This is a genomic window from Hydrogenophaga sp. (genome assembly GCF_026125825.1).
Taxonomy (GTDB): Bacteria; Pseudomonadota; Gammaproteobacteria; order Burkholderiales; family Burkholderiaceae_C; genus Hydrogenophaga.
In genome coordinates, this window is the sequence record NZ_JAHCKK010000126.1 from 1 (window position 1) to 9,193 (window position 9,193).

At 65.7% G+C, this 9,193-nt stretch carries 7 protein-coding genes, 2 pseudogenes and 1 riboswitch; of the genes and pseudogenes, 4 read left to right on the top strand and 5 right to left on the bottom strand.

Annotation, left to right across the window (positions count from 1 at the left end):
- A partial coding sequence (locus KIT86_RS22835; RefSeq protein ID WP_297402673.1) for a GAF domain-containing protein occupies positions 1–744 on the bottom strand: 744 nt, incomplete at its 3' end.
- Positions 745–812: 68 nt separating this feature from the next.
- Positions 813–908, top strand: a riboswitch (S-adenosyl-L-homocysteine riboswitch).
- A 30-nt stretch (positions 909–938) separates the two neighbouring features.
- On the opposite strand from KIT86_RS22835, the gene metH reads away from it, so the two are divergent.
- From metH to KIT86_RS22850, 3 genes are all read left to right on the top strand, one after another.
- Positions 939–3,683, top strand: a complete 2,745-nt coding sequence (metH, locus tag KIT86_RS22840) for a methionine synthase (protein WP_297402675.1) — start codon at positions 939–941, stop codon at positions 3,681–3,683.
- Between the two features lie 12 nt (positions 3,684–3,695).
- Positions 3,696–3,920 (top strand): hypothetical protein, encoded by a 225-nt coding sequence (locus KIT86_RS22845; protein ID WP_297402677.1) that lies wholly within the window; start codon positions 3,696–3,698, stop codon positions 3,918–3,920.
- A gap of 118 nt (positions 3,921–4,038) precedes the next feature.
- Complete coding sequence (locus KIT86_RS22850) at positions 4,039–4,437, top strand: DoxX family protein (RefSeq protein WP_297402679.1); 399 nt, start codon at positions 4,039–4,041, stop codon at positions 4,435–4,437.
- A gap of 11 nt (positions 4,438–4,448) precedes the next feature.
- Here KIT86_RS22850 and KIT86_RS22855 read toward each other — a convergent pair whose 3' ends face one another.
- The 4 genes and pseudogenes from KIT86_RS22855 to KIT86_RS22870 form a co-directional block, all read right to left on the bottom strand.
- Entirely contained in the window at positions 4,449–4,865 is a 417-nt protein-coding gene (locus KIT86_RS22855; RefSeq protein ID WP_297402681.1) for a hypothetical protein, read from the bottom strand.
- Positions 4,866–5,036: 171 nt separating this feature from the next.
- On the bottom strand, positions 5,037–6,476 hold the full coding sequence (locus tag KIT86_RS22860; protein ID WP_297402682.1) for an NAD-dependent succinate-semialdehyde dehydrogenase: 1,440 nt from the start codon (positions 6,474–6,476) through the stop codon (positions 5,037–5,039).
- 81 nt (positions 6,477–6,557) lie between these two features.
- Positions 6,558–8,062 (bottom strand): annotated as a pseudogene (locus KIT86_RS22865) (YifB family Mg chelatase-like AAA ATPase).
- A 199-nt stretch (positions 8,063–8,261) separates the two neighbouring features.
- A pseudogene (locus tag KIT86_RS22870) lies at positions 8,262–8,498 on the bottom strand (accessory factor UbiK family protein); the annotation flags it as partial.
- A gap of 289 nt (positions 8,499–8,787) precedes the next feature.
- Here KIT86_RS22870 and KIT86_RS22875 point away from each other — a divergent pair.
- Positions 8,788–9,193, top strand: a 406-nt coding sequence (locus KIT86_RS22875) for a phosphotransferase (RefSeq protein ID WP_297402684.1), incomplete at its 3' end; no start/stop codon positions are given.

Consider the following 9,193-nt stretch of genomic DNA (forward strand, 5'->3'; position numbering starts at 1 on the left):
GGTGCCCGACTCGCCCAGCAGCAGCACCGTGGCCTGCGACTGCGACACGCGCTCGAGCTCGCCCAGCGCCTGCAGCAGCGCGGGCGAGCGGCCGATGAGGCCGTAGCGGGCGCTGGCGCTGTCCAGCGCGCGGGCCAGGGCCGCGTTGCGCGCCAGCAGCTGGCGCGTCTGTTCGGCCACCAGCTGTTCCAGCCGCAGCAGCTGCCCGGCCAGCGTGGCCAGGATGCGCAGCACCGCCAGGTCGTCGTTGAGGTGCCGCTGGCGGCTGCGGATGCGGTGGCAGCCCAGCACGCCGATGGTGGCGCCGTTGACCTCGATCGGCAGCGCGATGAAGGCCACGGTCTGCGGGGGCAGGCGATCGCGCGCCACGGTGCGGAAGAGGAACATCGGCTCCGCGTCCACGTCCTGCACGATGGCCGGCAGGCCCGTGGCCAGCACGCGGCCGGTGATGCCCTCGCCCCAGCGGAACACGCCGCGCTGCACCTCTTCGGCCGTGAGGCCGTAGGCGTGGCGCACCGAGGCCGTGCGCTCCTGGCCGGGCGCGGCCTCGCCAGCCAGCACCATGCGGCCGCGGTTCAGACCCAGCAACTCGCTCATGAGGTGCAGCATCTCGCGCAACACGAAGGCCGGCGCCAGGCTGCGGCCCACCAGCTTCATCACCTCGCGCATGAGCAGCAGCTCCTGGGCGTGCCAGTCGGTGACCGGGGTGCCGGGGGCGTCGGGGTCGGGAAGCGGGGCGGTCATGCCCTTGTGGGCAAGCAAGCATCGCACCAACGGCGGGCAGGACCTCCCCCGGCGGGCTAAAATCCCGCCTTCTCAAGGAGCGTTGCAGCGCCGGCGGGCTTTCAGCCCTCACCGTGCGTCAGGCTTGAGTGGGCGCGAACAGGCCCAAACGGCGCTCACCGGTCTGTTTTTCGCAAACTGCCTTGGTGAGCCTCATGTCCTCCGAATCCGCTTCCCCGTCGTCGTCCACCCCCGTGCCGCCCATGCTGCTTTCCGGCCTGGAGCCGCTGCGCATCGAGGCGGGCAGCCTTTTTGTCAACGTCGGCGAGCGCACCAACGTCACCGGCTCCAAGGCCTTCGCCCGCATGATCCTGGAGGGCCGCTTCGAGGATGCGCTGGCCGTGGCGCGCCAGCAGGTGGAAAACGGCGCCCAGATCATCGACGTGAACATGGACGAGGCCATGCTCGACAGCAAGGCCGCGATGGTGCGCTTTCTCAACCTCATCGCGGGCGAGCCCGACATCGCCCGCGTGCCGGTGATGGTGGACTCCTCCAAGTGGGAGGTGATCGAGGCCGGTCTGCGCTGCGTGCAGGGCAAGGGCGTCGTCAACTCCATCTCCATGAAGGAGGGGCTGGACGAGTTCAAGCGCCAGGCACGCCTGGTCAAGCGCTATGGCGCGGCCGCGGTGGTGATGGCCTTCGACGAAAAAGGCCAGGCCGACACCTATGAGCGCAAGGTCGAGATCTGCGAACGCGCCTACCGCGTGCTGGTCGACGAGGTGGGATTCCCGCCCGAGGACATCATCTTCGACCCCAACATCTTCGCCATCGCCACCGGCATCGAGGAACACAACAACTACGCGGTGGACTTCATCAACGCCACGCGCTGGATCAAGCAGAACCTGCCCGGCGCCAAAGTCAGCGGCGGCGTGTCCAACGTGTCGTTCAGCTTCCGGGGCAACGACCCGGTGCGCGAGGCCATCCACACCGTGTTCCTGTACCACGCGATCCAGGCCGGCATGGACATGGGCATCGTCAACGCCGGCATGGTCGGCGTGTACGACGAGCTGGAGCCCGAGCTGCGCGAGCGCGTGGAAGACGTGGTGCTCAACCGCCGCCCCGACGCGGGCGAACGCCTGGTGGAAGTGGCCGAGAGCGCCAAGGGCTCGGCCAAGGACGACAGCAAGAAAAACGAATGGCGCGCGCTGCCCATCCGCGAGCGCCTGTCGCACGCGCTGGTGCGCGGCATCAACGACTTCATCACCGAAGACACCGAAGAGATGTGGCGGGAGATCGAGGCCGGCGGCGGGCGCCCGCTCAATGTGATCGAAGGCCCGCTCATGGACGGCATGAACGTCGTCGGCGACCTCTTCGGCCAGGGCAAGATGTTCCTGCCGCAGGTGGTCAAGAGCGCGCGCGTGATGAAGCAGGCCGTGGCGCACCTGCTGCCCTACATCGAGGCGGAGAAGCTGGCCCTGCAGGCCGCTGGCGGCGACGTCAAGCCCAAGGGCAAGATCGTGATCGCCACCGTCAAGGGCGACGTGCACGACATCGGCAAGAACATCGTCACTGTCGTGCTCCAGTGCAACAACTACGAAGTCGTGAACATGGGCGTGATGGTGCCCTGCCACGAGATCCTGGCCATGGCCAAGGCCGAAGGCGCCGACATCGTGGGTCTCTCGGGCCTGATCACGCCCAGCCTGGAAGAGATGCAGTACGTGGCCGGCGAGATGCAGAAGGACGAGCACTTCCGTGGCAAGGGCATCCCTCTGCTGATCGGTGGCGCCACCACCAGCCGGGTGCACACCGCGGTGAAGATCGCGCCGCACTACGACGGGCCCGTGGTCTACGTGCCCGACGCCTCGCGCAGCGTGAGCGTGGCCCAGGGCCTGCTGTCCGACCAGGCCGCGGCCTACATCGCCGAGGTCAATGCCGACTACGAGCGCGTGCGCCACCAGCACGCCAACAAGAAGCAGGTGCCGCTGTGGCCGCTGGAGCGCGCCCGCCTGAACAAGACGCCGATCGACTGGTCGGCCTACACCCCGCGCCAGCCGAAATTCATCGGCAAGCGCGTGTTCAAGAATTTCGACCTGCACGAGATCGCCAAATACATCGACTGGGGCCCGTTCTTCCAGACCTGGGACCTTGCGGGCCCATTCCCCGAGATCCTCAAGGACGAGGTGGTGGGCGAGGAAGCGCGGCGCGTGTTCAGCGACGGCAAGCGCATGCTGCAGCGCCTCATCGAAGGCCGCTGGCTCAGCGCCAGCGCGGTGGTGGGCCTGTACCCGGCCAACAGCGTGCATGACGACGACATCGAGCTCTACACCGACGAGGGCCGCAACGAGGTTGCGCTGACCTGGCACGGCCTGCGCCAGCAGGCCGAAAAGCACGAGATCGATGGCGTGATGCGGCCCAGCCGCTGCCTGGCCGATTTCGTCGCGCCCCGGGGCGTGGCCGACGACTACGTGGGCATGTTCGCCGTGACCGCCGGCCTGGGTGTGGAGAAGAAGGAGAAGCAGTTCCTCGACGATCTCGACGACTACTCCGCCATCATGCTCAAGGCCCTGGCCGACCGCATGGCCGAAGCGCTGGCCGAGTGCATGCACCACCGCGTGCGCACCGACCTCTGGGGCTACGCGGCCGACGAGGCGCTGAGCAACGAAGAGCTGATCAAGGAGAAGTACCAGGGCATCCGCCCGGCGCCGGGCTACCCCGCCTGTCCGGACCACTCCGTCAAGCGCGCGATGTTCGACGTGCTGCAGTGCGAGGACATCGGCATGGGGCTGACCGAAAGCCTGGCCATGACGCCAGCGGCCAGCGTGAGCGGCTTCTACCTCGCCCACCCGCAGAGCACCTACTTCAACGTCGGCAAGATCGGCGACGACCAGGTGGACGACCTGGCCAGGCGCAGCGCGGTGACGCGCAACGAACTGCAGCGCTGGCTCGCGCCGAACCTGTAAGGACCCAGAGCGATGAAGCCGACCCACCAACGGCCCAGCGACGATCTGCTGTGGAAAGGCGTGCTGCTTGCCGCCATTGGCCTGATCGTGCTGATCGCACCCCACCGTCTGCAGTCACCGCAGCTGCGGGAGATCGTGGCGGGCTCGGCGGGCCTGGGCTGGCTGGCGCTGGTGTTGGGCGCCGGGTGCCTGGTGGTGTGGGGATGGCGCGGCTACAGACACTGGAAGCGCCAGTAGATCGGCCAGCCCGTCACGGCGCGCGCTGGCCGCACGTGCCGGGAACCTCGGCCCGCGGCAGCGGCTCAGCCTTCGGTGCCGCGCATGATAATCTCCGGCTTTTTAGAACTTTCCTACTATGAACATCCTCAATAACCTCTTCAACCACCCTCGGCTCGGCGTCATCCTGCTGCGCTGGACCCTCGCCCTTCTGATGCTGCTGCACGGCTGGGCCAAGATCACCGGCGGTGTCGGTGGCATCGAAGGCATGCTCGTCGCCAAGGGCCTGCCCGGTTTCCTGGCCTATGGCGTGTACTTGGGCGAATTCGTGGCGCCGCTGTTCCTGCTCGCGGGCGTGTGGGTGGTGCCGGCGGCGCTGGTCATCGCGATCAACATGGCCTTCGCCGTGGGCCTGGCGCACATGGGCCACTGGTTTGACATCACCAACACCGGCGGCTGGCGCCTGGAGCTGCAGGCCTTCTTCTTCGTGACCGCGCTGGTGGTGGCATTCACCCACCGCATCGGACCCAACAAGTAAGCTGCAGGGGCTCAGCCCTGCATCAGGCGGGACAGGCGCTGCTGCTGGTCATTGAACTGCCGAATCAGTTCCTGGGCCGTCTTCAGCAGCGCGTCCTCCGCGGGCGGGTGGGTGTACAGAGAGCCTTCCCGGTGCGCCGCCAGCAGCACCCTGGACAGCGCGGCGGCGCAGAGGACCCGGATTTCCCGAGGCAGGTCGCTGCGCATGAATGCGCAGACCAGCACCGTGGTCGTCAAGGCCAGGCCCTTGAGGCGTCCGCTGCACAATCTCGGCCTGTCGTTGAACACAAGCGCAACGACATGCCGGGCCAGGATGGCGGGGCGGCCCAGACAGATGCCCAGGCGCTGGCACTGCTCAAACTGCGTTCGGATGGTCGCTTCGACCTGACGCTTGCGGAAAATCTCCAGCACGCTGAACAAGAAATCCATGCGGGTCCCCTTGTGGCACACGCCATGCATTTTGCCGGCCCCGTCGCCGCGTTTCCACATGGCAGCGCGCCCACCACCATGTGACTGGAGAACGGATATCCCTGGACAAGGCCGAGCGCATCGCCCACGGTGAAGCCCAGGGGTTCCCGGGCGGTCCCTGGCGCGGTTCGATCAGACGTTCATGATCGCCACGGCACGCGAGTTCAGGTAGGCCTCCATCGCCTCAGGCCCGCCTTCGGAGCCGTAGCCCGAATCCTTGATGCCGCCGAATGGCATCTCCGCCGAAGGCATCGCGGGCATGTTGACCCACAGCATGCCCACCTCGACCCGGCGCGCCAGCAGGTCGGCGTTCTTCAGCGAGCGCGTGAAGGCGTAGCCGGCCAGGCCGTAGGGCAGGCGGTTGGCTTCGGCGATGGCCTCGTCCAGCGTGTTGAAGCTGCGCACGGCGGCCATGGGGCCGAAGGGCTCGTCGTTGAACACGCGCGCGTTGAGTGGCACGTCGGTCAGGATGGTGGGCCGCCAGAAGTTGCCCTCGTCGCCAATGCGCTCGCCCCCGGTGGCCAGGGTGGCGCCGCGTTCCACCGCGTCCTTGGTGAACTCGGCCATGGCCGTGACGCGGCGCGGGTTGGCCAGCGGGCCCATCTGCGTGCCCTCGGCCGAGCCGTCGCCCACCGCGAGGCCGGCGGCGTGTTTGACCAATGCCGCCGAGAACTCCTTGGCGATGCTCTCGTGCACCAGGAAACGCGTGGGCGAGATGCAGACCTGGCCCGCGTTGCGGAACTTGGCGCCGCCCGCGGTCTTCACGGCCAGGGCCACGTCGGCGTCTTCGGCCACGATCACCGGTGCGTGGCCGCCCAGCTCCATGGTCACGCGCTTCATGTGCTGGCCTGCCATGGCCGCGAGCTGCTTGCCCACCGGCGTGGAGCCGGTGAAGGTGATCTTGCGGATGACCGGGTGCGCGATCAGGTAGCTGGAGATTTCAGAGGGCGTGCCATAGACCAGGCCGAGCACGCCCGCGGGCAGGCCGGCGTCGGCGAAGGCGCGCACCAGTTCGGCCGGCGCGGCCGGGGTTTCTTCGGGCGCCTTGACGATCATGGAACAACCGGTGGCCAGCGCCGCCGCGAGCTTGCGCACGACCTGGTTGATGGGGAAGTTCCACGGCGTGAAGGCGGCCACCGGGCCCACCGGGTCCTTGAGCACCATCTGGCGCATGGCCAGGTTGCCGCGCGAGGGCACGATGCGGCCGTAGACGCGCAGGCCCTCGTCGGCGAACCATTCGAGGATGTCGGCGGCGGCCATGGCCTCGCCCTTGGCCTCGGCCAGGGGCTTGCCCTGCTCCTGGGTGAGCAGGCGGGCGATGGCACCGGCGCGCTCGCGCATGAGGGCGGCGGCCGCGCGCATCACCTTGGCGCGCTCGATGGCCGGTGTGTCGCGCCAGGTCTCGAAGCCTTTCTGCGCGGCGGCCAGGGCCAGGTCCAGGTCGGCCTGGCGCGCGTGCGCCACGCGCCCGATTTCCTTGCCGGTCGCCGGGTTGAACACAGCCAGTGTCTCGCCCGCTTGGGCATCGCGCCATTGGCCTTGGATGAACAGCTGGGTGTTGGGGTAGCTCATGGAGGTCTCCTGCTTGGAAATGGGCGTGGGCGAAACCGGGAACCATACCAGTTGGCCCGGGGCACGGGGCGGCAGGGGGCTTCAGCCGGACTGCAGCACCCGCCGGTATTGCATCGCCTCCGCCACGTGGGCGGCCGCCACGGTGTCCGTGCCCGAGAGGTCGGCGATGGTGCGCGCCACCCTCAGGGCGCGGTGCGTGCTGCGCGCGCTCCAGCCCAGGCGCACGGCGGCGGTGTGCAGGAACTTCAGCGCGGCGGGATCGGCCTTCACATGCACCTCCAGTGCCTGCCCGGCCAGATCCTGGTTGGTGGTGCCCTGGCGGGCCTGGGCGCGCTGGCGCGCCAGGTGCACACGCTCGCGCACCACGGCGCTGGGCTCGCCGGCCGCTCCGTGCAGCAGGTCGTCCGGCGCCAGCGCGGGCACTTCCACTGCAGGTCGATGCGATCGAGCAGCGGGCCGGAAATCCGCGCACGGTAGCGGACGATCTGATCCGGCGTGCAATGGCATTTGCCGGAAGCGTGTCCCAGATAACCGCAGGGACAGGGATTCATGGCGGCAATCAGCTGGAAACGCGCGGGAAATTCCGCCTGACGCGCTGCGCGCGAAATAGTAATCCTGCCGGATTCGAGCGGTTCGCGTAACACTTCAAGCACTTTGCGGTCGAATTCGGCGAGTTCGTCCAGAAACAGGACGCCGTGCATGGCCAGCGAGATTTCGCCGGGGCGCGGGTGACTGCCGCCGCCGACCAGCGCAACACCCGACGCGGTGTGATGCGGTGCGCGATAGGGTCTACGTTTCCAGTTGCGGATATCGAAACCGCCGTGACCGAGTGACTGGATGGCCGCCGATTCCAGCGCTTCCGTTTCGGTCATCGGCGGCAGGATGCCCGGAAAACGCGCCGCCAGCATCGATTTCCCGGTGCCGGGCGGGCCGATCATCAGCAGGCTGTGACTGCCGGCGGCGGCGATTTCCAGCGCGCGCTTGACCTGCGCCTGTCCCTTGACCTCATCCATATCGGGATAGTCCGGAATGATGCCCTGCTCTTCCGGCGCATGGCGATACGCCGGCAACGGCGCATCGCCGGTCAGATGCGAACAGATTTGCAGCAAAGTCTGCGCGGCATGGATTTTCGCCTGCTTGACCAGCGCCGCCTCAGCCGCATTCTGCTGCGGCAGAACAAAACTGCGGCCCGACTGCGCCGCGCTGTAGGTCATGGCCAGTGCGCCGTGTATCGGCCGCAATTCGCCAGTCAGCGCAAGCTCTCCAGCCCACTCATAACGGTCGAGCGCATCGGCGGGAATTTGTCCGGAAGCCGCCAGAATGCCCAGCGCTATCGGCAGATCAAAACGGCCGCTTTCCTTGGGCAGGTCGGCGGGCGCCAGATTGACGGTAATGCGCTGCGCCGGAATTTTGAAGTGCGCGGTTTGCAGCGCGGCGCGCACGCGATCGCGGCTTTCCTTGACTTCGGTTTCCGGCAGGCCGACGATGGTAAAACTTGGCAAGCCATTGGCAATATGCGTCTCAACCGTAACCAGCGGCGCATGCATGCCGGCCAGTGCGCGGCTATACAGAACAGCAAGCGGCATCGACGCGGGCGATCAGCCGGCAATGTCCATGATTCCTCAAGGAATCACGGACGGAGAATCCTTTGGAGGAGACGCATCACGTCGCGCTCGACTGAGATGACTCGGTGCTTTGCGCCGTTGCATCCTGACCCTGCGTGGAATTCGGTTGCGCCCCGAACGCGCCTGCGCCGGCGGCTGCCGTTCCATTTCCGGTAGTGCTGATACCGAGCCGCTGCTCCAGTTCGGCCACTTTGGCTTCGAGCTGGATTAATTTTTCCCGTGTGCGCTGCAAAACATTCTGCTGCACGTCAAACTCATCCCGCGTGACGAGATCCAGCCGGGAGAAAACACCGGATAACGCCGCGCGTACATTCCGTTCGACATCTTTTGCCGGACTGTTCTGCAGAATTTCGCTGACTTTCGAATTGATTTCTTCAATGATGTTTTTGTTAAGCATTTTTTCTCCATGGATGATATTGCGACAGCTGCTGAATCCGGAATCGTCTTCGCCCCGCATGTGGCGTGATAAAATACTGACTTTACGCCTGCTTGCCTGCGATACTTGCATATTCCTGCATATCCAGACAGCGATAAAACAATGGTAAAGCATGATACAAAGCAATGATAAACGGCATCTGTACTTTGTTATTTTTTTGTTTCATTCAATATACCAAAATAATTTTGATCGTAACAGGCATTGACGGCAGGGTCATCTTCAAAAGTTTTTCAATACACGAGTAATTTACATGGATCGTTTGCAGTTACTTGAGAATTGGCTACAAAAGCAATTGCCCGGACAAGTCTTTACCGTGGCGCCGGCATCCGCGGATGCAAGTTTCAGACGATATTTCCGCGTGACATCCGGTGACAAAACCTGGATTGCCATGGATGCGCCGCCGGAGCACGAAGACTGCGCGCCTTTCGTACAGGTGGCGCAGTTGCTGACCGAGGCGGTGCATGTGCCCGATATCATCGCACGCGATATCGCGCAGGGGTTTTTATTGCTGTCCGATCTTGGCGGCACGACTTATCTGCAGGCGCTGAATCATGAACCGGAAACCGCGAGTAGCCTGTACGCGGCCGCAACCGATGCACTGGTGCAGATGCAACTGATCCGACAACTGGAAAGTCTGCCTGCGTATGACGAAAAAT